Below are 25683 nucleotides of genomic sequence, written 5' to 3' on the forward strand. Positions count from 1 at the left end.
GGGTCACAGCAAGTCGAGCGCCATCTCGTGCGACGGCAGAAGGTTCGACTGGCGCAGCGTGAAGACGGGATAGGTTTCGTCTTCACGGATGCGGAGCACGTCGAAATCGGGCTCGATACGCTTGAGGGCGCGGGCCATCTGCGCCGATTTCTGCGCCTCGCCTTGCGCGGCGTAGAGGCACAGCAAGTGCCGCATGGGGGCGCGGAAATGCGGCGCGCGGGCATGGGCGCGCTCATAATGGCGCACCGCCTGGTCGAGATCCCCCGCCGAGATCGCCGAGAGCCCCGCGATCGTGTCGAACCAATGCGCCGAGGCGGCCCGGCCCGCGAGCCGGGCGGCGTGTTCTGAGGCGGCGAGCGCCGCCGCCGTATCGCCCGCGCGCAAGGCCACCGTCGCCGCGGCGGAATGGGCAAAGGCGTTGAACCGGCTCGCCTCCACAGCGTCGCGAGCCAGCACCGCGCTCACCACCGTGTCGTTCTCGAGGATCGCCAACAGCTGAGCGACGAGCGACATCACCAGCGTGTTGCCGTCATTGCCCTCGAGCGCCGCGTGGGCGAAGGCGCGCGCTTCCTCGTGCAACTCCTCGAGGTTCTGCTCGGTCCGTTCCACCAGCATGATCTGCCGCAAAAGGCTCCGCCATGCAGCGATGCGCGACAACGGGCGCAAGGCGTAAGCTTCGGCAAGAAGCGCTTCGGCGCGGCGCAATTCTCCGGGCATGTAGGTGAACATCGCGGCGATCGCCGCGTTGACGAGCGCGTCGATCCTGAGGCTGAGCCCGGCATCCTCCCGCGCGTCGAGAATCTGCGTCAGAACCCGTTCGGCGGAGTGATAGACAAGGCTCGGCACATCGCCCTGGCCCAGGAGATCGCCCGCGCGCGCGTCGAGCCGCGCGGTCTCGGACCAGACCATCTTGCCCGAATCCTGCGCGGTCAGCCCGGCGAGGATCTGAACCTCCTCTCCGACGGTCAGTGCACGGATCGCCAGGGTCAGGCCGCCTGCCTTGGCCTCCGCGCTCCGATCCACCAATGTGTCGAACGTTCCGAAATCCGAGATCAGCCCCGCCATCTGCTGACTAAGCATGTCGCCGATGAACTGACCGGTCTCGCGGGCGCTTTCGCCGAAGCCTTTGACCTCGATGGATAATGGTCGGCCCATGAGCGGCGGGGCGCCCGCGCCGAGGGTCAGCGCGCCGGCCGTGCGTTCGAGCGTCTGCAGAATGCGGCTCTTCTCCTCGCGGTGCCAGCTTTTATAGGCTGGAACCTTGAGGCGGACATCCTCCAGGAGATCACCGCCGCTGCGGAGCCGATCGAGGCAGGAGCGCGGATCGACGTCGATATCGGTCGTGCAATCCACGAGCGAGATTGCCGCGCGTGTCGAGACGAGGTGGTCCTCCGCCAGGGGACCGAACGCCTTGCGGATCTGGCTGACCACCTGCCGGAGCGATCCCGAGGCCTGCTCCGGGCTGCGGTCCGGCCAAAGCGTCTGCTCGATCCAGCGACGCGAACGGGTGCAGTCGGGAGACCGGGCCAGGATCGCCAGAAGCGCGCGTGCGCGCGCCGCATTCGGCGTCACGTCCGATCCCGCGTCATCGAGGACGCGGAAATCTCCGATCAAACGGATCTTCACGGTCACCCTGTTCCCCTTCCCGTGCCCGACGAAAGCTAGCAAATCCGGGGCCTTCCGGGAAGCGCCACGGAGAGCTTGCGTGAATTCTTCGCGAATTTCGTGCCCGTTTTGCGAATTTTCTTCGCGCCGGGCCGAACCGGTATCAAACTCCGCCAGCATATTTCAGGCGAGGAGTTTTTCGGTATGGCGATTTTAGGAACCCATGGCACGCACGGGACGCACGGCACCCACGGCACGCACGGTACCCATGGGACGCACGGCACGCATGGCACACATGCCGGTGGCGGCGGCTCGCCACTTCTTTCGAGCGCGCTTGGCGTCTCGGCCGAGGGCCTGATGGGATATTGGGACGGGCAGGGCGAGGTGCCGCCTGCGCCGAGCGCGACGATGATCGATCGTCTGCGCGCCCTGCAACCCGGCTCGCGGGCGGCTGTGGTCGCGCAAGAAATGAGCGGCTTTTTCTCCGTCGCCGGTCCGCCCGAAGCGCCGCGCGTGTCCGCGCGAGGCATCTCTCTGACATTGCCGACGCCCAGCGCCGAGGATCTCGGAGTGCATCAATTGCCGTATCTGCGTACCGCGATGGATCTGCGATCCGACCGGCTGCCGGAGATCCTGCTACAACAGGGCGACATGCTCTCCTTCTTCGGCACGCAAGTGCAGCTCGACGCGACTCGGCGGCGCTGGACGATGGAGCTTTTGGGCCGTGTCTACGACGTCGTGATCCAGCCCGAACAGGCAGTGAAACTCGCCGCGGACGTGCCGCGCCCCATCGCATATTCCCCGAAAGTGCAACCGATCATCCAGACGCCCGGTCACGGCTCCTGCCCGAGCGGCCACGCGACGGAGGCTTTCGCGTTCGCCACGATCCTTGCGCTCATGTCGCAAAAGGGACGCCGCCCGCACGAGAGCGCCATTGTCGGGGTGATCGAGACGCTGACCGCGGTCGGTCAGCCGGCCCCGGCCGATGAATGGACGCTGATGCCCTTCGCGCTGGCGGCGCGTATCGCCGACAATCGCACCGTGGCAGGCGTGCATTTTCCCATCGACAGCGCCTATGGCGGGCTTCTTGGCTTCATGCTCGGTCTTGCGCTCGCGCGTCCGATCCTCGGCGAGTCCCTGACCCATGACTTCGCGCCGAGCGCGCCTTTCGCGCCCGACGCCGCCTCCTGGAATGGCGGGTTCACGCTGGATGCGTGGCGTGAATGGGTGCGCGCGCTTGTGCCGGGCAGCATCTCGAGCGCCGTGAGCGAAGGACGTCGCTCGCGGCTTCTCGGTGCGATGGGCGCTCAGGCGCTCCGCGAATGGGGATGATCGTGTAGCGTGCCGCGGCCCAGCCTTGGGTCCGGGCGGGGCAGAGGCGGCGTATCGCCGAGGATCGCCATGAGGTCGGCTTCGGGATCGCCCGAGCCGCCTTGGCGCGCCCAGAGGGTGGCAAGCGCGCGGCTGACCCGAGGTGCCGCGACGCTGGTTCCCGAGAACCGCGCGACGCTGCCGGTCAGAACGCCCGATGCCCGTTGGCCTGTCAGGAAGACGCCGTCATCGCCGCGTGCGGACAGGGTCGGGCCCACGGATTGACCGGGACGTCCGAGAGACGAGATGCCTTCGGCCGAATAGCGCGACGCGATGTGGGCGCCCGGCTGACCGGTTGCCGGCCCTGCGGCGCTGACGAACCACAGCATCGCGCTCGTGGCGCCGGCATAGGCGACGGCCGTTCCCTGCCGTGAGATCGGATTCCCGAAGGCCGGCGCGGCATTGCTTCCAAGCTCCGCATCCCAGTCCCAGCCCGGCGCATCGAGATAGGATTGCCGCCCGCGCGGGCGGAAGCCGTAGGGCGTGTCGTCTCGCAGCACCTCGGCGGTGACGAGGGCCGATGCCGCGCTCTCGACCGAGAGCTTCCAGGCGCCTGCCGGGGCAAGCGCACCGTCATCCCAGCGCGCGGTCGGCGCGACCGCGAGAACCAGGCACGCCCCACCCGCGGGTGCGGACACGGAATAGAGCGCCGCGATCACATGCCGTCCGCGCTGCAGAAGACGCACTTGTCCCGCATCCGGCCAATCGAGCACCAGCGGCGCGATGCGCGGATCGGGCACGGTCACCGACACGCGCTTTCCGGCATCGCCACCCGGTGCACGCAGTTCAAGAAAGCTCGCTGTGCGGTCGTCGGGCTGAATGCGCCAGTCGAGTGCGAGCGGCGCGTCGGCGCAGACCTCCTTGCGGGCGACAAGCTGGTCGAGCCGCGCATTGCCGTAAGCGGCGACGATCTGGAGCCGCCCGCCGGTCAGGCGTTCGTAGCGCGCGATTTCAGAGCTGCACCACTCGGCAAGAAAAGCGGTCTCGTCGCCCGGTCCTCCCAGCGCACCTAGGCTCAAGTTGACGACGACAGGGCGTCCGTCGCACGTCGAAGCGCGCATGGCTTCGGTCACGATCCAGCGCAGGCCGATGGCCACATAACCTTCCGTCTTGCGCCCTGAGGTCTCGGCGATCGCGGCGGGCGGCAATTGCACGGCGAGGATCGGCAGATCGCGCAATGGGTCGTCTCCCGTGCACTCTGCGCCCGCGGCGAGGTCGAGAACATGCGTTCCATGCGCCGCGCGGTGATCGGTCGAGTGCCGCACATCGCGCGGCAGAAGCCCGGCGTTCCGCATCCGGTAGAGGTGATCCTCGTCGAGGCCCGTCGCGAGCTCCCGGTCGATGTCACGGCGGGTGAGCACCTGGCCGATCCGAACGTCCGGCAGCGGCTCCACGACACCGTGAGTATCGCCGCGCGGCTCGGACTGAAGCCAGATCTTCTCGATCCGGGTTTCGCTCAGGCTGCGGCGGAAGCGGGCATTGAGATAACCGATCCCGTCATCGATGGCGGCGATGATCGGTGTCGTGCCCCGCCCGGTCGCGGCATGGCGCGCGATCGGATCGCGGTCGCGGGGGTCGGCTTCGTTGAGCCGTGCCACGCGCGGGCCGACATGGATGAGCCGGCAATAGTCCGGCAGCTCGTCGAGCGCTCCGAGCCAGAAGACAGCGACACGGACCGGCCAGGGAAAAGCAGGAGGCGGCGGGGAGAGGTCGCCGGCCTCACTGCTGCCCTTGCCGCGCGCCATCTCGTCGAGCGCGGCAATCTCGGCATCGAGCGCATCGAGCTCGGACGCCTGCATGCGGGCCATGGGTTCGGCCTGCAGCGCGAGGATAGCATCCCTGAGGGAGGTCACGGATGCGCTTTCGCGGAGTTCGGCAAAGACCATGACAGCGCGAAGTTGCTCTGTCTTGGTTGCGGCTTCCCAATGGGAATAGCCGTCGCCGGGTTCGGGCAGGGGCTGAGCGTCGCTCCAGACAATTCGCTCATGCGTTGGAATGCTCATTTCGCGCCCTTCTCTGCGTCACCCGGGGCAAACACTGCCATGACGCGGCAACGACGCAATGGCGGCCCGGCATGCAGGCGCAGCATTCACGATTTATTAACGCTTGGATTCACGTGCTTGCGGGCGAGCTTAACGCTAGGGCAGTTTGCTCTCCCGGATAAGCTGCGCCAAAGTACCTGAGAGCTTGTTTGGGAGGCCGATTTGCCACGCGACATCACCGATGATCCGATTCTCATTTGCGGGGCGGCGCGCACGCCGCTCGGCGCGTTCCAGGGGGCGTTCGCTGGCGTCTCGGCCACCGAGCTCGGTGCCGCAGCGATCCGCGCGGCGCTCTCGCAGGCAGGGCTCGCACCTGACGAGGTCGGCGAGGTGCTGATGGGCAATGTCCTGCCTGCCGGCCTCGGTCAGGCGCCGGCGCGGCAAGCGGCTTTGGGCGCCGGGCTGCCGGTTTCGGTGCCTTGCACCACCGTCTCCAAAGTGTGCGGATCGGGCATGAAAGCCGTGATCCAGTCGGTCGACGCGATGCGCGCAGGCTCGCACGGCATTGCCATCGCGGGCGGTATGGAGAGCATGACCAACGCGCCGTACCTTCTGCCGCAGGGCCGCGCCGGTGCGCGGATCGGGCATTCGCGCGTTCTCGACCACATGATGCTCGACGGGCTGGAGGATGCCTACGACATCGCGCCCGATGGCACACGCCGGTCCATGGGCACATTCGGCGAGGATTGCGCCGAGGCCTACCAGTTCACGCGCGAGGCGCAGGATGCCTACGCCATCGAAAGCGTCACGCGCGCGAAACGGGCCACCGAGAGCGGCGCCTTCGACTGGGAGCTGACGCCGGTCGAGGTCAAAAGCCGCAAGGGCAGTGCCGAAGTCGCCCGCGATGAAGGGCCGGACAGGATCGACCCGGAGAAGATCCCGAACCTGCGCCCCGCCTTCAAGAAGGACGGTACAATCACGGCGGCATCATCGTCGTCGATCAACGACGGCGCGGCGGCGCTCGTTCTGGCACGCGCGTCCGAAGCGGAGCGGCTGGGCCTCGAGCCGCTGGCCCGGATCGTCGGCCATGCCGCCTATGCCGGAAAGCCGGGCTGGTTCACGACAGCGCCGATCCACGCCAAGCGGCGTCTCTTCGACGCGACCGGCTGGTCGGTGGACGACGTGGACCTCTTCGAGATCAACGAGGCCTTCGCCGTCGTCGCGATGGCGTCCATGAAAGAACTCGATATCCCGCATGACAAACTGAACGTGCATGGCGGCGCGGTCGCGCTCGGTCACCCGATCGGAGCCTCGGGTGCGCGTATCCTCGTGACGCTGCTCGGCGCGATGCGGGCGCGGCAGGCCCGGCGCGGGGTCGCCTCGATCTGCATCGGCGGCGGCGAGGCGACGGCGATCGCGGTGGAGGTGATGTAGCCGCAACGGGATGGCGCGGCTCGGCGCTGATACCCTCGCTCCGTCAGGCGAATGCGGAGACGAGCTGCGGTAAATCCTTGAAGTCGGGGAAGCTCGCTGCTGCGGTGATCTTCTCATGCGGAATGTGACAATAGCCTTCAGTGAAGAACAGGAAGGGCACGCCCGCCCGTGCCGCCGTTTCTGCATCGACCTCGCTGTCGCCAACATAGACCGCCGGTTCACCCAACGTCGCTGCGCGAAGCGGCTCTGGGTCCGGTTTGCGAACCGGTAGGCTGTCGCCGCCGACCACTGTGTCGAAGTATGTCTCCAGCCCCAGATGCGCGAGCACGGCCAGGGTTGGGCGGATTGGCTTGTTGGTGCAGATGGCGAGGACGTGGCCTTCGCGGCGCAGAGCCTCGAGCGCACCGCGGACCCCGGGATACAGCGTCGTGAGGCCGAACGCGGTCTCGTACCGCGCCTCGAAGGCATGCAAAAGGCGGCCCTGTGCCTCGCCCGGTATCTCACGCGCTGCGCGCATCCGCGCGATGAAGGTCGGGGCGCCATTGCCGATGAAGCTTTTCGTCTCCTCCAGCGTCAAAGGCGCGCGCGCGTCTTCGGCGAGAAGCGCGTTGGCGATCCCGCGGATTTCGGGCGCGCTGTCGATGAGCGTGCCGTCGAGGTCGAAGACGATCCTCACGCAGCCTCGGCCGCCTCGCGGATTGCCTTGATGTTCCGGCCATAGACATCCGGCTTGTCGACCGATCCGCCCTTGAACACCGCCGAACCCGCGACCAGCGCGTCGGCACCGGCCTTCGCAAGCATTGGTGCGGTGCCTGGATCGACGCCGCCGTCGATCTCGATATGTACCTCGCGGTCGCCGATCATCTCGCGCAGGGTGCGGACCTTGGCGGTCATGTCGATGAACTTCTGCCCGCCGAAGCCCGGATTTACCGTCATCACGCAGACGAGGTCCGCAAGATCGAGCAGATGCGCCACGGCCTCCGCCGGGGTGCCGGGGTTAAGCGCGATGCCCGCCTTCATTCCCGCCGCGCGGATCGCCTGAAGCGTCCGGTGACTATGCGGGCCCGCCTCCACATGGGCGGTCAGGATGTCCGCACCGGCATCGGCATAGGCATCGATATACGGATCGACCGGGGCGATCATCAGGTGCACGTCCATGACCGTGGTCACATGGCGACGGAAGGCTTTCACCGCGGGCGGGCCGAAGGTGAGGTTCGGCACGAAATGTCCATCCATCACGTCCACATGCACCCAATCGGCGCCCTGATCCTCGATGGCGCGAATCTCGCGGCCGAAATCGGCGAAATCGGCCGAAAGGATGGACGGGGCGATCTTGATCGAACGGTCGAATGGCATGAGGCGCGCGCTTTCCGGCTGGGGTCGTCGCTATGGTATCTGGCACGGTCTTGCCCAGAGGGGAAGAGCGTCGCTCCGCCGCGCTGGGCGCGAATGATCGCCGATGTCATGGAGACGTCACGGATTCGGTCTAACTGGCCTTTCAGGGAAGCATCGATTGATTTGGGGACATGACCGATGACTGAACTCGACCCGCTGCGCTACGTTCTGGCCTGCTGCTTCGGCACATCGCCGAACGGGCCGCTTGCACGGCTTTTCGGGCGCAAGACACCCAGCCTCTTCGACTGAGGGCGGTTTTTCCGCCACAACGCTCGTCCCGAGGCGCGCGCTCGTCTTGCCTGATCGCCCCGCTGCGGGTGACAACGGACCCATCCGCGTCGCACGAGGCCGCCTATGGGCAAGACGATCTATCTTCTGAACGGGCCGAACCTTAACCTGCTCGGCCAGCGTCAGCCCGAAATCTACGGGCGCGAGACGCTCGCCGACATCGCCGCCGATTGCGCGGCGATCGCGGAGACGTCCGATACCGAGATCGAGGCGCTGCAATCGAATTGGGAAGGCCAGCTCGTCGACTGGATTCACGAGGCGCGGCTCCGAGCGGACGGGATCGTCATCAATCCCGGTGCTTACAGCCATACCTCGATCGCGATCCTCGATGCGCTCAACGCGTTCGAAGGGCCGGTGATCGAGGTCCATATCTCCAACATCCACAAGCGCGAGAGCTTCCGCCACCACTCGTACATTTCCGGGCGGGCCGATGGGGTGATCGCGGGTTGCGGAACGGACGGCTACCGCTTCGCGATTCGGCGCATCCTGTCCTTGCTGGGCAGCTAAGCCTCCTCGACTTTTCCAGTCATGCGAAGAGCATCCGCGGTTTTGCGCGGATGGCCGTTGACGTGGCGTTTGATTTCTGTAGCCATATAGCGGAAATCAATTCCGCATAGTAGAACTGGGAGGAGAAACTATGACGCGTTTCATGAAAGCTGCGCTGGCAAGCGTGATGATCTGCGGGGCGGGAGCCGCCACCGCACAAGACCTATTCGTCGGTGAGGCGGGCCCGAACCGCGGCGCGCGCGGCGAGTCGCTCAACTTCTTTGCCGAACAGGTCGAGGAGATGTCGGGCGGCGATCTCTCGCTCAACATCCAGTGGGGCGGCGCGCTCTTCAAGGCGGGTGCGGCTCTGTCCGGCATCGCTGACGGCGTGGCCGATCTCGGCACGATCATCGCGGTCTATTTCCCGCAAGAGATGGCCCCCTACCGCATCGCGGACATGCCGCTCGAGAATTCCGACGCCTGGGTCGGCATGAAGGCGACCGACGAGATCATGCGCTCGAACGAGCAGATCACCGAGTACCTCGCGGCGCAGAACCTCGTCTATCTTGGCACATTCACCACCTCCGCGGTCCATATCGGCTGCAAGGGCACCGCGATCCGGTCGGTCGAGGATATCGAGGGCCTCAAAGTCCGCGGCGTCGGAGCATACGGCGACACGTTCGGCGATTTCGGCGCGAACCTCGTTCCGATGTCGATCTACGACGCGTATCAGGGTCTCGACACGGGTCTCATCGACTGCTCGCAGACATATTCCTACGCGACGGCCGCGCTGAAACAGCAGGAAGTGATCGACAGCTACACGCTCCTCAACTGGGGTCAGACCGGCGCGCTTGGCATCTTCATGAACAAGCAATCCTTCGACGGGCTGCCGGCCGAACAGCAGGACGTCCTTCTCGAAGCGGGCCGCATGATGTCGGACGAGCTGGGCCGTCTCATCACCGCCGACAACGAAGCCGCCATCGAGACGATGCGCGAGGCGGGCGTCGAGATCATCGAACTGCCTGCCGAAGAGCGTAGCAAGCTCGTCGAAGAGGGCTCCAAGTATATCGACGAGTGGGTCGAGCAGGTCTCCGGCCTGGGTCTCGACGGTGAGGCGATGCTCGAGGAATATCGCGGCCTTCTCGAGAAATACGAAGAAGAGCGCGACAGCCAGGGCTACCCCTGGGAGCGTGAGCAGGGCTAAGGCCCGCACCTTCGACGAACACGCGGCGCGCCTTGCCCAGCAAGCGCGCCGCCCCCCAATCCCCTTCCTCATGAGGTTTCGCGATGCTGCGCCGTATCGAGCGCCTTCTCGTGGATTTGGCGATCATTTCCGTCCTCGGCCTTGGAGTGCTGATCACCGCGACCGTCCTTCTGCGCGCCTTCTTCAATTCGGGCGTGCCTGACGCGATCGTCATGGTGGCCGAACTGATGGTCGCCGCCGTGATCCTGCCCCTGGCCGCGACGACCGCGAACCGCGCGCATATCGTGGTGGAATTCGTCTCCAACAGGATGCCGCCGCGCGTGCGGGACGGGCTGGTTGTCTTCGGCTCGATCTTCGGACTTCTGGCGCTGGCGCCGCTCATCTGGGCCGGCTGGCGCGAGGTCACGCATACGATTGCCTCCGGGGGATACTTCTTCGGCGATCTCAATCTGCCGAAATGGCCGGGCCGCGTGATCTTCCTCGCCGGCATCTCCTTCTGCTGGCTGCGGCTGGCGATCATGGTCTGGCGCGACATCGGCGCGATGCGCCGGGGCGAGCCTCTGGCCGATACGGGCTACGGCCCCGAACAGACCGAGGAGGCCTGAGATGGATCCGACCACGATTGGCCTCATCGCCTTCGCCGCCGTCATCGTGCTGCTTGCGCTGCGCGTGCCCATTGCTTTCGCGCTCGCGGGCGTTGCAAGCCTCGGCACCTTCGCGATCTTCGCCTTCCGCACCGGCACCTTCATGCCCGAGCGAGCGTTCACGCCGACGTCGAGCCTCGTCTTCTCGAACTCGTTCGACCTCGTTCATTCCTACGATCTTTCGATGATCCCGCTCTTCGTGGCGCTGGGCCACATCGCCTATCGCGCGGAGATCACGACGAAGATCTACCACGCGGCGCGTGTCTGGCTGGCCTCGGTGCCTGGCGGCGTGGCGATGGCCTCGGTCGTCGGTTGTGGCGGCTTCTCGGCGATCACCGGGTCGTCCATTGCCTGCGCCTCGACGATGGGGCGGATCTGCTCGCCCGAGATGCTGAGGATGGGCTACGACAAGCGGCTCGCGACAGCCTCGGTCGCGGCGGGCGGCACGCTCGGATCGCTCATTCCGCCATCGGTGCTGTTCATCATTTACGGCATTTTCACCGAAACCTCGATCTCGGCGCTGTTTCTCGCGGGCATCATCCCCGGCCTTCTGTCGCTCGCAGGCTTCCTGATCGTCATCTTCTTCTGGGTCTGGCGCGAGCCCGAGGCGGCTCCGGCCTTTACCGGCAAGATCACCGCGCGAGAGCGTTTCGACGCGGCGCTTGAAGCCTGGCCGGCAGTTGCGCTCTTCGTGATCATCGTCGGCGGCATCTATGGCGGCATCTTCACGGCGACCGAAGCAGCGGCGGTCTGTGTCTCCGCAGCGATCCTCATCGGCTTCGCGCAGCGCAAGCTGACCTTCGCGGGCCTCTGGGAAAGCCTGCGCGAGACCGTGATCCAGACCACGTCCATCTTCATCATCGCCGCTGGCGCGAAGATCTTCGTGGCCTTCATCGCCTTGACGGGCGTTGCCTCGGACATCGTCTCCTTCGTTTCGGACGCAAACCTGTCGGTGGTCCTTCTGCTTGTCGCGATCGCGATCATCTACCTGGTGCTCGGCATGTTCCTCGATCCGATCGGGATCATGGTGCTGACGCTGCCTCTGATGGTGCCGCTCGTAGAAAGCTATGGCTGGGACCTCATCTGGTTCGGCGTCGTGGTCATCAAACTCCTGGAGATCGGCCTCATCACACCTCCGGTCGGGCTCAATGTGTTCGTGATCTCGGGTGTTGTCGGTAAGGATGTGCCCATCGACCGGATCTTCTCGGGCATCCTGCGTTTCCTCAGCATTGACGTGCTTGTGCTTGCGCTGATCATGGCGTTCCCGATCCTGTCGCTCCTGATCCCTAGTTCGATGTGATGACCGGCATGCGACCCGAGGAAGATATCCGCATCCTGCCGCAGGACGAGACCGACCGCCGCTTTGCGACGACGCTGGCGCGGGGACTCGCGGTCTTGCGCGCGTTCCGCGCCTCCGATGACGGGCTTGGCAATGCGGAGATCTCGGAACGGACGGGAATCCCGAAATCCACGGTCTCGCGGCTGACCTTCACGCTGCAATCGCTTGGCTATCTCAACCACGCCCGCCGGCATGACCGCTACCGGCCCGGACCTGCGCTCCTGGCACTCGGCAACGTCGCGACATCGTCCATTTCCTTCGTGGAACTCGCGGGGCCGATCATGCAGCGGGTCGCGGACGAGACGGGAACCATGTCGCTGCTGCTTGTGCGCGACGACAAGAAGCTTCTCATCCTGAAGACCTGGCGCCCACGCGGCATCTCTTCGCTGTGGCTCGAGATCGGTCATCGCTTGCCATTCAACGGCACATCCTCGGGGCACGCGCTGCTCGCGGCGATGCCCGAAGACGTCTTTGAGAAGACCGTCGCGAACGTCGCCGGCGCGGGCGGGCTGACGCCGGAGCGCGCGCTCGAGATCCGCCGCGACGCCTGGGGCCAGCTCATCACGCAGGGCTTCTCGATCACCGATCCCGACCAGTATTACGCCGCCAATATCCACGCCGTGGCGCGGCCCTTCCATTCCCGCGATCTCTCGGAGCCCGTGGTCTTCACCTGCGGGGCGATGCCCGAGGCGCTCAGTATCGAACGGATGCGGCAAGAGGTCGGCCCGAAGCTGAACGAAGCGGTGGGCGAGCTCGAACGGATCATGGGGCAGGGTTCCGCAATGACGATGCGGGGCTAGGTAATGAAACGCAAAGACTACAGAGGTGCAGCATGAGCGACGTCGTCGCCTATGAGATGGACGGAGATATCGCCGTCATCACCATCGCCAACCCGCCGGTGAACGCGCTCGGCCATGCCGTGCGGCAAGGGCTCTGGGACGCGATCGAGCGGTTCGATGCGGACGAGGGCGCGCATGCGGCGGTGATCCTCGGTGAAGGTAAGCTCTTCATCGGCGGGGCGGATATCTCCGAGTTCGGCAAGCCGCCGCAAGATCCTTGGCTGCCCGAAGTGGTGAACCGGATCGAGGCCTGCGGCAAGCCGGTCGTGGCGGCCATCCAGGGCGCGGCGCTCGGCGGCGGTCTCGAAGTCGCCTTGGGATGTCACTACCGCGTGGCGATGCCGGGCGCGAAGCTCGGTCTGCCGGAAGTCAATCTCGGCATCATTCCGGGCGCGGGCGGCACCCAGCGGACGCCGCGTCTCATCGGCGTTGCCGCCTCGGTGCAGATGATCCCTGCCGGCGGCAATCTCTCGGCCGAGGATGCGGTCGCGCAGGGGCTTGCGGACACGCTCGGGGAGGGTAGTCCGCGGGAGGCCGGTCTCGCCTATGCGCGCGAGCTGGTCGGACAAGGCGCAGGCCCGCGCCGTGTGGGCGCGCTGCCATGCCCGAAAACGGACGAGGCGGCGCTCGAGGACGCGCGCGCGCTCTGGCGCAAGAAATCCGCAGGCGAGGTCGCGCGGCTTGCCGCCATCGACGCGGTCGAGGCCGCAACGCGTTTGGACATCGCCGAGGGGCTCGACGAAGAACGCCGCATCTTCCGCGAAATGATGGAGACGCCGCAGCGCGCGGGCCTGATCCACGCCTTCTTCATCGAGCGCAAGGTCGCCAAGCTGCCCGAGATCGAAGGCGTCGCCCTGCGCGAGGTCGCCCGGATCGGGGTCATCGGCGGCGGCACGATGGGCGCGGGCATCGCCACGGCGGCGCTGACACGCGGGCTCGATGTGACGTTGATCGAACGTGACGAGGCCTCGGCGGACAAGGCGCGCGCGACGATCTCGAAGAACCTCGAAGGCGCGGTGAAACGCGGGAAGCTCTCGGACGCGCAGAAGGACAGCATCCTGTCGGACGGCTTCCGCACGGCGACGGGCTATGACGCGCTGTCCGAGGCGGACCTCGCCATCGAAGCGGTGTTCGAGGACATGGACGTCAAGAAGCAGGTCTTTGCCGAGCTCGACCGCGTGATGAAGAAAGGCGCGATCCTGGCGACCAACACCTCCTATCTTGACGTGAACGAGATCGCGGCGAGCATCTCGCGCCCCGGTGACGTGATCGGGCTGCACTTCTTCTCGCCCGCGCATGTGATGAAATTGCTCGAGGTGGTCGTTGCGGATCAGACTGCGAACGACGTGACCGCGACGGCCTTCGCCCTGGCGAAAAAGCTCGGCAAGGTTGCGGTGCGCGCTGGCGTCTGCGACGGGTTCATCGGCAACCGCATCCTTGCCAAGTACCGCGCGGCGGCGGACCGGATGGTCCTGCAAGGGGCGAGTCCCTACCAGGTCGACCGCGCCGTGAAGGCCTTCGGCTGGCCGATGGGCCCCTACGAGATGGGCGATCTCGCAGGGCTCGACATCGGTTACATGACCCGCAAGCGGAAGGAGCCGACGCGCGATCCGCGCGACGTGGTGCCGACCTGGGCGGATGAGCTCTACCATCTCGGGCGTCTCGGCCAGAAAACCGGGCGTGGCTACTACATCTACGAGGAAGGCAAGCGCGGCGGGCAGGAAGACCCGGAGGTCGAAGAGCTTGTCGCCAAGGCCCGCGAGAAACAGGGTATCGCGCCGCGCGAGTTCACCGACGCCGAGATCCAGCGCCGCTACATGGCCGCGCTCGTGAACGAGGCTGCCCGCGTCGTCGAGGAAGGCATCGCCAAGCGACCGCTCGATGTCGATGTGACCTTCCTTTACGGCTACGGCTTTCCGCGCTGGCGCGGCGGGCCGATGCACTGGGCCGATCACGCGGGCCTCGCGGACCTTCTGTCAGACATCAAGGAGTATGCCGAGGAGGACGATTTCTTCTGGCAACCCGCGCCGCTTCTCGAACGGCTCGTCGCCGACAATGCCAATTTTGCCAGCCTGAACGATCAAGGCTGAGGGAGGATTATCATGAACGATCCCGTCATCGTCTCCGTCGCACGCACCGCCATCGGCAAGGCCGGGCGCGGCACTTTCAACATCACGCATGGCGCGGACCTCACCGGCCATGTCGCGGCGGCGGCGGTCGAACGCGCCGGCATCGATCCCGCGCTCATCGAGGATTCGATCTGGGGCTGCGGCTATCCGCAGGGTGTCACCGGACGTAACATTGCCCGGCAGGCGGTGATCCGTGCCGGGCTTCCGGTCACCATCGCGGGCACCACGGTCAACCGCTTCTGCGCGAGCGGGCTTCAGGCCATCGCCATGGGCGGGCATATGATCGCCTCGGAGGGCGCGAAAGCCGTTCTCGTGGGCGGCGTCGAGTCGATCTCGGGGGTGCAGCCGCCGCCGGATGAAGCCCCGAACGAGTGGATCCTCGAGAACAAGCCCGATCTCTACCTGCCGATGATCGATACAGCCGACATCGTCGCGGATCGCTACGGCGTTAGCCGCGAGGCCCAGGACGAGCTCGGCTACCAGTCGCAGATGCGCACCGCCGAGGCGCAGGAGGCGGGCCGCTTCGATGAGGAAATCGTGCCGATGACCGTCACCAAGGCCGTCAAGAACAAGGAGACGGGCGAAGTCACGCACGAAGAGGCGACGATCGCCCGTGATGAATGCAATCGCCCGTCCACAACGCTCGAGGCGCTCCAGAAGCTCGAGCCGGTGCGCGGCGCGGGCAAGTACATCACCGCTGGCAACGCCTCGCAGCTCTCGGACGGCGCGGCGGCGCTTGTGATGATGGACGCCAAGGAGGCCGAGAAGGCGGGACTGACCCCGCTCGGGCGCTTCCGTGGTTTCGCTGTCGCAGGCTGCGAGCCCGACGAGATGGGGATCGGGCCGGTCTACGCCGTGCCGCGCCTTCTGGAGCGCGAAGGGCTTTCGGTCGATGATATCGACCTTTGGGAACTCAACGAGGCGTTCGCGAGCCAGGCGCTTTACTGCCGCGACAAGCTCGGCATCGACAACGACAAGATGAACGTGGACGGCGGCTCCATCGCCGTGGGCCACCCCTTCGGCATGACCGGCGCGCGGATGACCGGGCACCTGATGTTCGAAGGGCGTCGCCGGGGTGCGAAGCTCGGCGTCGTGACGATGTGCGTGGGCGGCGGCCAGGGCGCTGCCGGCCTTTTCGAGATTTTCAGCTGAGGAGACATCTCATGGACCTCACTTATACCGATGAACAGAAAGCCTTCCGGGACGAGGTGCGCGCGTTTCTGGACGAGAAACTGCCCAAGCGTCTCTCGGACAAGGTCGCGGGCGGCAAGCACCTCGTGAAAGAGGATTACGAGGAATGGCATGCCATCCTGAACGAGAAGGGCTGGCTCGGCGTGACCTGGCCCGAGGAATTCGGCGGCACCGGCTGGGATGCCGTGCAGCGCCATATCTTCGAAGAAGAGACCACCCGGGCGAGCGCCCCGCGCATCGTGCCCTTCGGCGTCAACATGCTGGGGCCGGTCCTGATGAAGTTCGGCTCCAAGGAACAGCAGGATCACTACCTGCCTCGCATCCTTTCGGGCGATGACTGGTGGTGCCAGGGCTATTCGGAGCCCGGCGCGGGCTCTGACCTTGCCTCGGTCAAGACGAGCGCCGAGCGCGACGGGGACCATTACATCGTCAACGGACAGAAGACCTGGACGACGCTTGGCCAGTACGCCAACAAGATCTTCTGCCTCGTGCGGACCTCGAAGGAGGGCAAGCCGCAGGAAGGGATCTCTTTCCTGCTGATCGACATGGACACGCCCGGCGTCGAGGTGCGACCCATCGTGCTCATCGACGGCGAGGCCGAGGTCAACGAGGTCTGGTTCGAGGACGTCAAGGTGCCGGTCGAGAACCTCGTCGGCGAGGAGAACAAGGGCTGGACCTATGCCAAGTACCTCCTGACCCACGAGCGCACGAACATCGCCGGGGTCGGCTTTGCCAATGCGGCGCTGCAAAACCTCAAGCGGATCGCGGGTCTCGAGAAATCCGGCGGCAAGGCTCTTATCGAGAACCCGTTCTTCGCCGCCAAGATGGCGCAGGTCGAGATCGACCTGATGGCGATGGCGACCACGAACCTGCGCACCATCGCGGCGGCCGCCGCGGGCAATGCGCCCGGCGCGGAAAGCTCCATGCTCAAGATCAAGGGCACGGTGATCCGGCAGGAGATCAACGCGCTGACCCGGCAGGCGGTCGGACCCTTCGCGATGCCTTTCGTTTCCGAAGCGCTCGACGAGGGCGCGAACGTGGAGCCCGTCGGCCCCGATTACGCGCTGCCCGCGACGCAGAGCTATTTCAACAACCGCAAGCTCTCGATCTACGGCGGCTCGAACGAGGTGCAGCGGCAGATCATCTCGAAAGCGATTCTGGAGCTCTGAGCGCCCCGCGCGCCGGCTCCACAGGAGGACCAAGATGAATTTCGAACTGACCGAAGAACGGCAGATGCTTCAGGACGGCCTTCGCCGCTACCTGCGCGAGAACGTGACGCCAGAGGCGCTCAACGAGGCGACCGACAGCGAGGCGGGTCATATCCCCGCGCTCTGGGACGGGCTCACGGAAATGGGGGTGATCGGTGCGCTCTTCACCGAGGACGATGGCGGGTTCGGCGGCGCGGGCTTCGACCTTTCCGTCGTCTTCGAGGAGATGGGCCGAGCGGGCGCTTTCGAGCCGCTCCTTGAGACGGGTGTGCTTGCGGGCGGCCTGATCGCGGATATCGGCTCTGACGCGCAGAAGGCGGTGATCGAGGAGATCGTCGGCGGCAAGATCCTGAGCTTTGCCCATACCGAGCCCGGCGCCCGCTATGACCTCGAGCATGTGACGACCGAAGCGAAGAAATCCGATGCGGGCTGGACGCTGTCCGGCCGCAAGAGCGTCGTCGGCCATGCCGGCATCGCGGAAGCCTTCGTGGTCTCGGCCCGGACAAGCGGCGCGGCAGAAGATGAGGACGGGATCTCGCTTTTCCTCGTGCCCGCGAGCGCGGACGGGGTCGATATACGCGACTACGCGATGAATGGCGGTGGCCGCGCGGGCGAGGTGACGCTGACGGACGTCTCCATCCCCGCCGATGCGATCCTTGGCGAAGAAGGCCAGGCCTATCCCGCGCTCGAGAACGCAGCTGCGCGCGCGACCGCGGCGCTGTCCTCGGAGGCGGTGGGCCTGATGGAGACGATCCGCGCGCTGACCGTCGATTACCTTCAGGGTCGCAAGCAGTTCGGCCAGCCCATCGGCAAGTTCCAGGCGCTGCAGCACCGCATGGCGGATGTTCTGATCGAGATCGAGCAGGCGCGCTCGGCGGCGATCAATCTCGCGGGGCACCTCGATGCGGGCCGTGTGGAGCGCGAGCGCCATGTCAGCGCGACGAAGAACCTGATCGGCCGCGCAGGACGGCTGGTGGCCGAAGAGGCGATCCAGATGCATGGCGGGATCGGCATGACGCAGGAATATGCGCTTGGTCATCTCGCCAAGCGGCTGACGATGATCGACCATCGCTTCGGCGACACCGATTATCACCTCGAACGCTTCATCCGCCTCAGCGCGGCCTGAAGAATGGCGGTGATCGAAGGGGAGACCGGCGCGCAGCGCAGCATCGGCTACGTGCTCGATGTGGGGCAGGGGGACGGCTCTGCCCGCTGCCATCTCGATGTGAGCGAGGCGCATGCCAATCGGCACGGCGTGCTGCATGGCGGGATCGTGTCGATGATGCTGGACAACGCGATGGGTGCGACGGGCAGCCTGACCGTGGACGAGACCGGGCGCGCGCCGTTCCTGACGGTATCGATGACGACGAGCTTCGTCGGGCCGGCGGATATCGGCAAGCGCGTCACCGCGACCGGCCGTGTGACCGGAGGCGGTCGATCGCTGCTCTTCATCGAGGGACGGCTCGAAGACGCGGACGGACGCCTCGTTGCGACCGCCACCGGCGTCTTCAAGCGTGTCCCGCGCGAGCGGATGGCGACGGGCGGCGACGCCTGACCGGGTGGCAGCCGCCACTCATGGAATATGCGAAAAGGACTGGGATCACATGACCGAATTCACGCGGGTGCATGAGATGATCGCCGCCAGCGCCGCGCCGCGGCCCCGTGCTGTAGCGGTGATCGACGGAACTGCGCGGATCTCTTGGCAGACCTATGCGCGCATGACCGAGGAGATGGCCGCGGTGCTGAGTGGCCTTGGTGTCGGCCCCGGTGACCGGGTGATGATCGTGGCCGAGAACTGCCTTGCGCTGGCGGTCGCGATCTTCGCGGCAAGCCGCCTCGATGCATGGGCGGTGCCGGTCAACGCGCGCATGTCGTCCGCGGAGCTCTCGCGGATCGAGGATCATGCCGAGCCGAAGGTCATCCTGTTCACCAGCCATGTCTCGAAGGATGCGGCGGCCCATGCTGGTGCGCTCAAGGCCGAGAAGCTGCACACCGATGTCGGCGAGCTGCACGTGGCCGCGCGGCGCGGCGGCGCGCCCGAGCCGCTGGAACCGGGTGCGGAGCAGGTCGCGGTCATCCTCTACACGACCGGAACGACCGGCGCGCCCAAGGGCGTCATGCTGACCCACGGCAATCTCATCTTCGCCGCGCGTGCCTCGCGCGATCTGCGCCGGCTCATGCCCGAGGATCACGTCTATGGCGCGCTGCCGCTGACCCATGTCTTCGGGCTCGCCTCGATGCTGATGGCCTCGGCACTGGCCGGCTGCACCGTCGAGCTTGCCACCCGCTTCTCGGCCGAGGCGCTTTACGACGCGCTCAAGCGCGGGGCGACCGTGGTGCCCGCCGTGCCGCAGATGCACGCCGTTCTCATGGCGTATGCCGCCGAGCACGGGCACGAGACGCTCGGGTCCGAGCGCCTGCGCTATGTGTCCTCCGGGGCCGCGCCGCTCGATCCCGCGTGGAAGCGCAAGGCAGAAGCGTTCTACGGCCTTCCTCTCCAGAACGGCTATGGCATGACCGAGACGACCGCGGGTGTGTCGGGCACTCAGAACGTGCTGGGTGATCCCGATACCTCTGTCGGACCGCCGCTGCCCGGCGTCGAGGTGCGGCTCGACGAAAGCGTCGGCAACGAGCCGGGCGTTGGGGAAGTGCAGACGCGCGGCCCGCACATCATGAAAGGGTATTACAAGAACCCTACCGCGACGGAAGCCGCGATCACCGAGGACGGCTTCATGCGCACGGGCGATCTCGGCAAGATCGACGGCGAGGGCCGCTTGCACATCGTCGGCCGCTCGAAAGAGCTGATCATCCGGGGCGGGTTCAACGTGTATCCGCCCGAGGTCGAGGCCGCGCTCAACGATCACCCTGCAGTGGTGCAATCGGCGGTGGTCGGCAAGAAGCTCGACGGCGGCAGCGAGGACGTGCTCGCCTTCTGCCAGATCACGAAGCCGGATGCTGTGGCCGAGGAGGAGCTCAAGTCCTTCGTGAAAGAGCGGCTGACGGGCTACAAGCGCCCCTCTCGCATCTTCATCGTGGAGGCCTTGCCCGCCGCTGCGACGGGCAAGATCCTCAAGCACAAGATCCTCGACACTTTCGCCGAGATGATGGCCGAAGGCTGAGGCGCTATTCGGGCAGGGCCGCGCAATGCGCGCCGCCCGCCGCCTGACCTGATCCGAGCGCGATGGTCGCTGGCTGCTGGAAGCGGTTCACCGGCTCGCTTTGCGCCTGATCGAAGATCAGAAGCGCGGCGATGAACAGCACCGTCAGTCCGGCTGTGAGTCTGCGCGTTCTCATCGCCGACCCTCCAGCCCGAGGACCGGGCGCAGCTTCACTCCGACGAACGCGCCGCCGAAGGCCGCCACGAACCAGGCCCAGCCGTGCAGCGAACCCGTCGAGATGCCCGAGAAGAACGCACCCACGTTGCACCCGAACGCGATCCGCGAGGAATAGCCCAAGAGGAAGCCCGCGATCACCGTCGCGACCCAGGCGCGTTTCGGCAGATCGGGAAGACCCTGGCCAAGACCGCTCCGCCAGACGGCGACGAGGAACGCGCCGCCGATGATGCCGAGATTGGTGAGCGAGGTGACGTCGGTCAGAAGGCTCTGGCTCACGCGCTCCATGTTGCCGGGCGTGCCCCAGAAACTCGACGCGCTGATATCCGCGCCAAGCGCCGTCGCACCCTTCGCGGCCCAGAGGCCCAGCCCGTAGACCACGCCCCAGGGCTGGCCCGCGACAACGAGGTTGAAAAGCGCCAGGCCCGCGAGAAGCGCCGCCGCGATCCAGAGGCGGCGCGGGATGCGGCGCGTGCCGGGCGCCGCGAGGAACAGGAGCAACCCCGCCGACGCCGCCAGCAGCGCCAGCGTCACCATGAGACCCGAGGTGCCATCGAAGGCGATCAGCGGCAGGGTGCCAAGCTCGGTCCACCACAGAAGGTGATAGGCGCCGGCGAAGCTGCCGATGGCGAAGAAGGGCAGGGCCAGAAGGCTCACCGGGTTGCCGCTGCCGGCATTGACCAGCGTGCCCGAGCCGCAGCCCATGACGATCTGCATGCAGGCCCCGAAGACGAACGCGCCGCCGACCATGGCAAAGCCCACTGGCGCGCGCGCGCCCACGAGCGTGCCGCCTGCATCCGCGAGAAGCGGGATCGCGACGATGGCGACGAGCGCGATGGAGAGCAGCTGCGCCAGCGTGCCGCCCGGATCGCGCTTGGTGATCATCTGCCGCCACGGCCCGGCAAAGCCGAAACGGAAACCTTCAAGCACGATGCCGAAGCCGAGACCGATCAGCAGGAGCAGGCCATACCGCGCGCCGACGAAGGCCGCGACGATGAGCGCCAGAACGAGCGCACCGGCCACGAGGCCGGTGCGGGTGAGAAGCGAGGAGGCCGGCGCCGTGCCAGCCTCGGGGGTCGTTGCGGTGGACATGGATCAGAACGTGTTCTTGATGTTGAGCCACAGGCTGCGAAGCGGCCCCGGAACGTTGGCCATCTCATAGCCCGCATTCGACCAGCCGACCATGCTTTCGGGGTAGAGTTTCACGTTCTCGGCGCCTGCAAGTTCGGACAGGGCGAACCAGTTTGTCGCGGCCCAGTGGCCGGTATTGCAGAAGGAGATCAGGCCGTCCGCGCCCGCAAGGTCGTTCTCTTCGGCGAGGCTTTGCGCCGCCGAGGCGTCGATGATGGTCGGGCCGTCCGAGAACCAGCTCGAATGCACGAAATACTGCGATTGCGGCAGCGTGCCGGGCCGCGCGGCGGCAGCGTGCGATTGCTGGCCGTTCCAGAAGCTCTCGGGCCGCGCATCGACGAGCGTCGTATCGGTCTCACCGTCGATGGCGGCTTGCACATCCTCGACGCTCGCGGTCCAGCTGTCATCCCAGGTGACGGTGATGTCGGAGGGCTCCGGCTGCACGGCGTCGGTGGACAATGCGTATCCTGCCTCGGTCCAGGCGGTGAGACCGCCATTGAGGATCGCGATCTCATCGAACCCGCTCGACTTGAGGGTCCAGTAGACGCGCGCCGCGGCGCCGAAATCGGTGACGCTTTCACCCTGGTAGGTCACGATGACCGGCTGATCGGTCTCGAGCCCCAGCTGTCGGAAGGTTTCGGTCAGCTGATCCGCGGGAACGATCTGGCCCGGGTTCTCGGCGGGGCCACGGAAAAGACCATAGGGCGCGTTCACGGCGCCTTCTATATGTCCGCCCGCGAACCCGTCCTCGCCCTCGGCGCGGATGTCGAGGATCTGGATGTCGGAGCCGAGCTCGGCTTCAAGATCGGCGGGCGCGACAAGCGGCCCCTCGATCGCGGCCATCGCGGGCGCGGCGAGAAGGGCGAGCGTCGAAGTCAGAGCGATACGGGTCATGCGATCCTCCATGAGTGGGGCGAGTGTTGTTTCCATGCGAATTGGCGAGATTGCGCCCGGTTTCAAGTCCGGCAGGCCGCGCAGGGCAGGGTCGCCCTGAAACGCGCGTTCGATCCGGACACCGAAGTCGGAGAGGCCGCTCCATTCGCACGGCTTCGCGCCAGACGCGCGTCTCGCACTTGCCCCGCTTTCGCAAACGACGTTCTTTTCAAGCACGATTTCGGGTGACTCACGAAAACGTCGATCCATATCTCCCGCGAGATAAGGAAAAACTGTCCTGTTTCGCTTGAGGCTCGTGCGAAAGTTTCGCAGAAACGGGAAACTGTCTGTCAAATGGGACCGGGGGACATCGTGTCGCTATTCTTGATCGTCGCGCTGCCGTTTCTTGGCGCTCTGCTGCCTGGCCTGATGTATGGCGCGGGTCGGAAAGCCTGTGCGAGCGTCACGCTGGCCGTGACCCTGACCGCGTTGATCGGATTGCTGACCCGCCTGCCGGAGATCTGGAGCGGTCAGACGATCACCGCTCGGATCGACTGGATTCCGGCCCTCGGCCTCAATCTTGAGCTTTGGCTCGATCCCTTGGGTTTCTTCTTCGCCGCGCTGATCCTCGGGATCGGCTGTCTCATCATCATCTACGGGCGCTACTACCTCTCGCGCGAAGATCACATGGGCGAATTCTTCACCTACCTGCTGCTCTTCCAGGGCGCGATGGTGGGGATCGTTCTGTCCGACAACATACTGCTTTTGCTGATCTTCTGGGAACTGACCTCGCTCTCTTCCTTCCTGCTGATCGGGTATTGGAAGCACCTGCCCGAAGGCCGGCAAGGCGCCCGGATGGCTCTGGCCGTGACCGGGATGGGCGGTCTTGCGATGATCGGCGGCGCGATCATCCTGGGGCAGATCGCGGGCAGCTACCGGATTTCCGACATCATCGCGGCGCGCGATGCGATCCAGGCCTCGGAGCTTTACACGACCGCGCTAGTCCTGATCCTCTTGGGGTGTTTCACGAAGTCCGCGCAATTCCCATTCCACTTCTGGCTGCCGCACGCGATGGCGGCGCCGACGCCGGTCTCGGCCTATCTGCACTCGGCGACGATGGTGAAGGCGGGCATCTTCCTGATGGCGCGGCTGTGGCCTGCGCTTTCGGGCACGCCCGAATGGTTCTACCTCGTGACCGGGGCGGGGCTCATCACGATGTGCCTCGGTGCGGTGATCTCCTTCTTCAAGCACGATCTCAAAGCGATCCTCGCTTTCTCGACGGTCTCGCATCTGGGCCTGATCACCATGCTCCTCGGTACGGGCACGGCGTTCGGTGTGCTGACGGCGGTGTTTCACATTCTCAACCACGCGACCTTCAAGGCGGCGCTCTTCATGTCGGCGGGTATCGTCGATCACGAAGCGCATACGCGGGACATTCGTCGCCTCGGAGGGCTCCGGCACCTGATGCCGGTTACTGCGACCATCGCGATCATCGCCGCATTGTCGATGGCGGGCATCCCGCTCATGAACGGTTTCATCTCCAAGGAGATGATGTTGAAGGAAGCGCTCGAGACGCAGCTTTTCGGCCCGGAATGGCTGGTGCCCGCGCTCGCGACCTTTGGCGCGCTGTTCTCGGCGGCCTATTCCTTCCGCTTCATCGCCCACACTTTCCTTGGCAAGACGCGCGACGATTATCCCTCGCCTCCGCATGATCCCAACAAGGGCATGTGGCTGCCTCCGGCGTTCCTGACGGTGCTCGTGGTCGGAATCGGCGTGCTGCCGTTTCTCGTCGAGCCCTTCGTGAAGTTCGTGACCGGCGCGGTCTTGGGCGGTGTCGCGGAGGTGCCGGACTATCACCTGGCGATCTGGCACGGCGTGAACATCCCGTTGATGATGTCGGCGGTCGCGGTTGTCGGCGGTCTTATCCTGCTGGGCCTGCATCGCGGCTTGCAGGCGGGCTGGGACAAGACCCCGCGTCCAGAGGCCAAGACCATCTTCGACGGCATCATCGCCGGCGCGATCTCCTTCGCGCGCGGCCTGACGGGCGGGCTGCATGACGGCGCATTCACGCGCTATGCGGCGATCCTGGCGCTCGCGATCATCGCGGCGGCCGGACATGCCTGGATGACCGGCGAAGTCGGTGCGCCAGCCTTGCCCTTTGCCTGGCCTAACCTGGCCTCTGCGCTCGGCTGGCTGATGCTGGTCGTGGCGACGGTCGTGCTGGTCGCCACCCATCACAACCGCCTCCTCGCACTCATCCTCATGGGCATCATTGGCACGATGGTGTCGGTCGGCTTCGCCTATTTCTCCGCGCCCGACCTTGCGATGACGCAGATCTCCGTCGAGGTGGTGACGATCATCCTGATGTTGCTCGCGCTCAACTTCCTGCCCGACTGGACCCCGAAGGAATCGACGCCGATGCAGCGGCTCTTCGATGGAACAGTCGCGATCCTCGGTGGCCTCGGGGCAGGGGGGCTGTGCTATCATCTCCTGCGCCGGACGGCGGTGGAGACGCCGATCTCGTCCTATCACCTCGAAAACAGCTATTACGGCGGCGGCGGCACGAACGTCGTGAACGTGATCCTCGTCGATTTCCGGGGCTTTGACACGTTCGGCGAGATCATCGTGCTCGGCATTGCCGCGCTCGTCATCTACGCGCTGACCGAGGCTCTGCTGTCCGGGCCGGTGCGTGCACGGCTTCTGAACCGTGTGCCTGACAAGCCGCTCGCGGGCGACAGGCATCCCCTGATGATGGTCGTGCTGACGCGGGTCATGATGCCGATCGTTCTGATGGTGGGCGTCTACATCTTCCTGCGCGGGCACAACCAGCCGGGCGGCGGCTTCATCGCCGGGCTCGTCGTCGCGGTGGCGGTTGTCATGCAATACCTGGCATCGGGGTTTGCCTGGGCGACGGACCGGCAGCGCTACCCTTACCATGCGATCATCGGCTCTGGCGTTCTGGCGGCGGGTCTGACCGGGATCGGTGCCTGGTTCGCCGGGCGCGAATTCCTGACCTCGAGCTTCGGCTACGTGAAGTTGCCCGGTCTCGAGGCCTTCGAGGTCGCCTCGGCGCTCTTCTTCGATCTGGGCGTCTTCCTGGCCGTGGTCGGCGCGGTCATGCTCTCGCTCGAGAGCTTCTCGCGGCTTGCACGCCGGTCCGATACGCGCGATCCGGAGCATCCGATGGATATCGACCCGTCACGGGACCAACGCGCAGAGGGAGGGGCCTGAC

At 65.9% G+C, this 25683-nt stretch carries 21 protein-coding genes; 14 read left to right on the plus strand and 7 right to left on the minus strand.

Annotated elements, in window-relative coordinates; translation table 11 throughout:
* Window positions 1-3: 3 nt before the first annotated feature.
* On the minus strand, window positions 4-1632 hold the full coding sequence (locus FIU91_RS04220) for a hypothetical protein (RefSeq protein ID WP_172974933.1): 1629 nt from the start codon (window positions 1630-1632) through the stop codon (window positions 4-6).
* A gap of 177 nt (window positions 1633-1809) precedes the next feature.
* Between FIU91_RS04220 and FIU91_RS04225 the strand changes: the two genes are divergently transcribed.
* The gene (locus FIU91_RS04225; RefSeq protein WP_152461572.1) at window positions 1810-2937 is read left to right on the plus strand and encodes a phosphatase PAP2 family protein; all 1128 of its coding nucleotides are present in this window, start codon (window positions 1810-1812) and stop codon (window positions 2935-2937) included.
* On the opposite strand, the gene FIU91_RS04230 is transcribed toward FIU91_RS04225, so the two are convergent.
* Complete coding sequence (locus tag FIU91_RS04230) at window positions 2913-4979, minus strand: S8 family serine peptidase (protein ID WP_152461573.1); 2067 nt, start codon at window positions 4977-4979, stop codon at window positions 2913-2915. The two genes, FIU91_RS04225 and FIU91_RS04230, sit on opposite strands and share 25 nt — an antisense overlap.
* Window positions 4980-5192: 213 nt before the next feature.
* Between FIU91_RS04230 and FIU91_RS04235 the strand changes: the two genes are divergently transcribed.
* Window positions 5193-6392: an acetyl-CoA C-acyltransferase gene (locus FIU91_RS04235; protein WP_152463643.1), complete on the plus strand. Its 1200-nt coding sequence runs from the start codon at window positions 5193-5195 to the stop codon at window positions 6390-6392.
* Window positions 6393-6435: 43 nt separating this feature from the next.
* Here the strand turns inward: FIU91_RS04235 and gph are convergent, their stop codons facing one another.
* Both gph and rpe read right to left on the minus strand, forming a co-directional pair.
* A complete protein-coding gene (gene gph, locus FIU91_RS04240; protein WP_152461574.1) occupies window positions 6436-7068 on the minus strand; it encodes a phosphoglycolate phosphatase in 633 nt (210 codons plus the stop codon).
* Complete coding sequence (gene rpe / locus FIU91_RS04245) at window positions 7065-7748, minus strand: ribulose-phosphate 3-epimerase (RefSeq protein ID WP_152461575.1); 684 nt, start codon at window positions 7746-7748, stop codon at window positions 7065-7067. The genes gph and rpe overlap by 4 nt, the downstream gene beginning before the upstream one ends.
* Window positions 7749-8141: 393 nt before the next feature.
* Between rpe and aroQ the strand changes: the two genes are divergently transcribed.
* The 11 genes from aroQ (at window position 8142) to FIU91_RS04300 (ending at window position 20234) form a co-directional block, all read left to right on the plus strand.
* Window positions 8142-8582, plus strand: coding sequence for a type II 3-dehydroquinate dehydratase (gene aroQ / locus FIU91_RS04250; protein ID WP_093014132.1), 441 nt, complete (start codon window positions 8142-8144; stop codon window positions 8580-8582).
* Window positions 8583-8712: 130 nt separating this feature from the next.
* Window positions 8713-9765: a C4-dicarboxylate TRAP transporter substrate-binding protein gene (locus FIU91_RS04255; protein WP_152461576.1), complete on the plus strand. Its 1053-nt coding sequence runs from the start codon at window positions 8713-8715 to the stop codon at window positions 9763-9765.
* Window positions 9766-9848: 83 nt separating this feature from the next.
* Window positions 9849-10370 (plus strand): TRAP transporter small permease, encoded by a 522-nt coding sequence (locus FIU91_RS04260; protein WP_093014127.1) that lies wholly within the window; start codon window positions 9849-9851, stop codon window positions 10368-10370.
* Between the two features lies 1 nt (window position 10371).
* Complete coding sequence (locus FIU91_RS04265; RefSeq protein ID WP_152461577.1) at window positions 10372-11709, plus strand: TRAP transporter large permease; 1338 nt, start codon at window positions 10372-10374, stop codon at window positions 11707-11709.
* Between the two features lie 8 nt (window positions 11710-11717).
* Complete coding sequence (locus tag FIU91_RS04270) at window positions 11718-12548, plus strand: IclR family transcriptional regulator (RefSeq protein WP_093014302.1); 831 nt, start codon at window positions 11718-11720, stop codon at window positions 12546-12548.
* Window positions 12549-12580: 32 nt separating this feature from the next.
* Window positions 12581-14677, plus strand: coding sequence for a 3-hydroxyacyl-CoA dehydrogenase NAD-binding domain-containing protein (locus FIU91_RS04275; protein ID WP_152461578.1), 2097 nt, complete (start codon window positions 12581-12583; stop codon window positions 14675-14677).
* 12 nt (window positions 14678-14689) lie between these two features.
* Window positions 14690-15868 (plus strand): acetyl-CoA C-acyltransferase, encoded by a 1179-nt coding sequence (locus FIU91_RS04280; RefSeq protein WP_152461579.1) that lies wholly within the window; start codon window positions 14690-14692, stop codon window positions 15866-15868.
* Window positions 15869-15879: 11 nt separating this feature from the next.
* Window positions 15880-17076: an acyl-CoA dehydrogenase family protein gene (locus FIU91_RS04285; RefSeq protein ID WP_152461580.1), complete on the plus strand. Its 1197-nt coding sequence runs from the start codon at window positions 15880-15882 to the stop codon at window positions 17074-17076.
* Window positions 17077-17110: 34 nt separating this feature from the next.
* The gene (locus FIU91_RS04290) at window positions 17111-18241 is read left to right on the plus strand and encodes an acyl-CoA dehydrogenase family protein (protein WP_152461581.1); all 1131 of its coding nucleotides are present in this window, start codon (window positions 17111-17113) and stop codon (window positions 18239-18241) included.
* A gap of 3 nt (window positions 18242-18244) precedes the next feature.
* The gene (locus FIU91_RS04295; protein WP_093014108.1) at window positions 18245-18670 is read left to right on the plus strand and encodes a PaaI family thioesterase; all 426 of its coding nucleotides are present in this window, start codon (window positions 18245-18247) and stop codon (window positions 18668-18670) included.
* Between the two features lie 49 nt (window positions 18671-18719).
* Complete coding sequence (locus FIU91_RS04300; protein WP_172974934.1) at window positions 18720-20234, plus strand: class I adenylate-forming enzyme family protein; 1515 nt, start codon at window positions 18720-18722, stop codon at window positions 20232-20234.
* Window positions 20235-20238: 4 nt separating this feature from the next.
* On the opposite strand, the gene FIU91_RS19335 is transcribed toward FIU91_RS04300, so the two are convergent.
* The 3 genes from FIU91_RS19335 to FIU91_RS04310 are packed head-to-tail and all read right to left on the minus strand — an operon-like array spanning window position 20239 to window position 22472.
* Complete coding sequence (locus FIU91_RS19335; protein WP_172974935.1) at window positions 20239-20409, minus strand: hypothetical protein; 171 nt, start codon at window positions 20407-20409, stop codon at window positions 20239-20241.
* Complete coding sequence (locus FIU91_RS04305) at window positions 20406-21539, minus strand: YeeE/YedE family protein (RefSeq protein ID WP_152461582.1); 1134 nt, start codon at window positions 21537-21539, stop codon at window positions 20406-20408. The genes FIU91_RS19335 and FIU91_RS04305 overlap by 4 nt, the downstream gene beginning before the upstream one ends.
* 3 nt (window positions 21540-21542) lie before the next feature.
* A complete protein-coding gene (locus FIU91_RS04310; protein WP_152461583.1) occupies window positions 21543-22472 on the minus strand; it encodes a sulfurtransferase in 930 nt (309 codons plus the stop codon).
* A 351-nt stretch (window positions 22473-22823) separates the two neighbouring features.
* Between FIU91_RS04310 and FIU91_RS04315 the strand changes: the two genes are divergently transcribed.
* Window positions 22824-25682, plus strand: coding sequence for a monovalent cation/H+ antiporter subunit A (locus FIU91_RS04315; protein ID WP_152461584.1), 2859 nt, complete (start codon window positions 22824-22826; stop codon window positions 25680-25682).
* Window position 25683 lies beyond the last annotated feature (1 nt).

This window comes from Roseivivax sp. THAF30 (assembly GCF_009363575.1).
Lineage (GTDB): Bacteria > Pseudomonadota > Alphaproteobacteria > Rhodobacterales > Rhodobacteraceae > Roseivivax > Roseivivax halotolerans.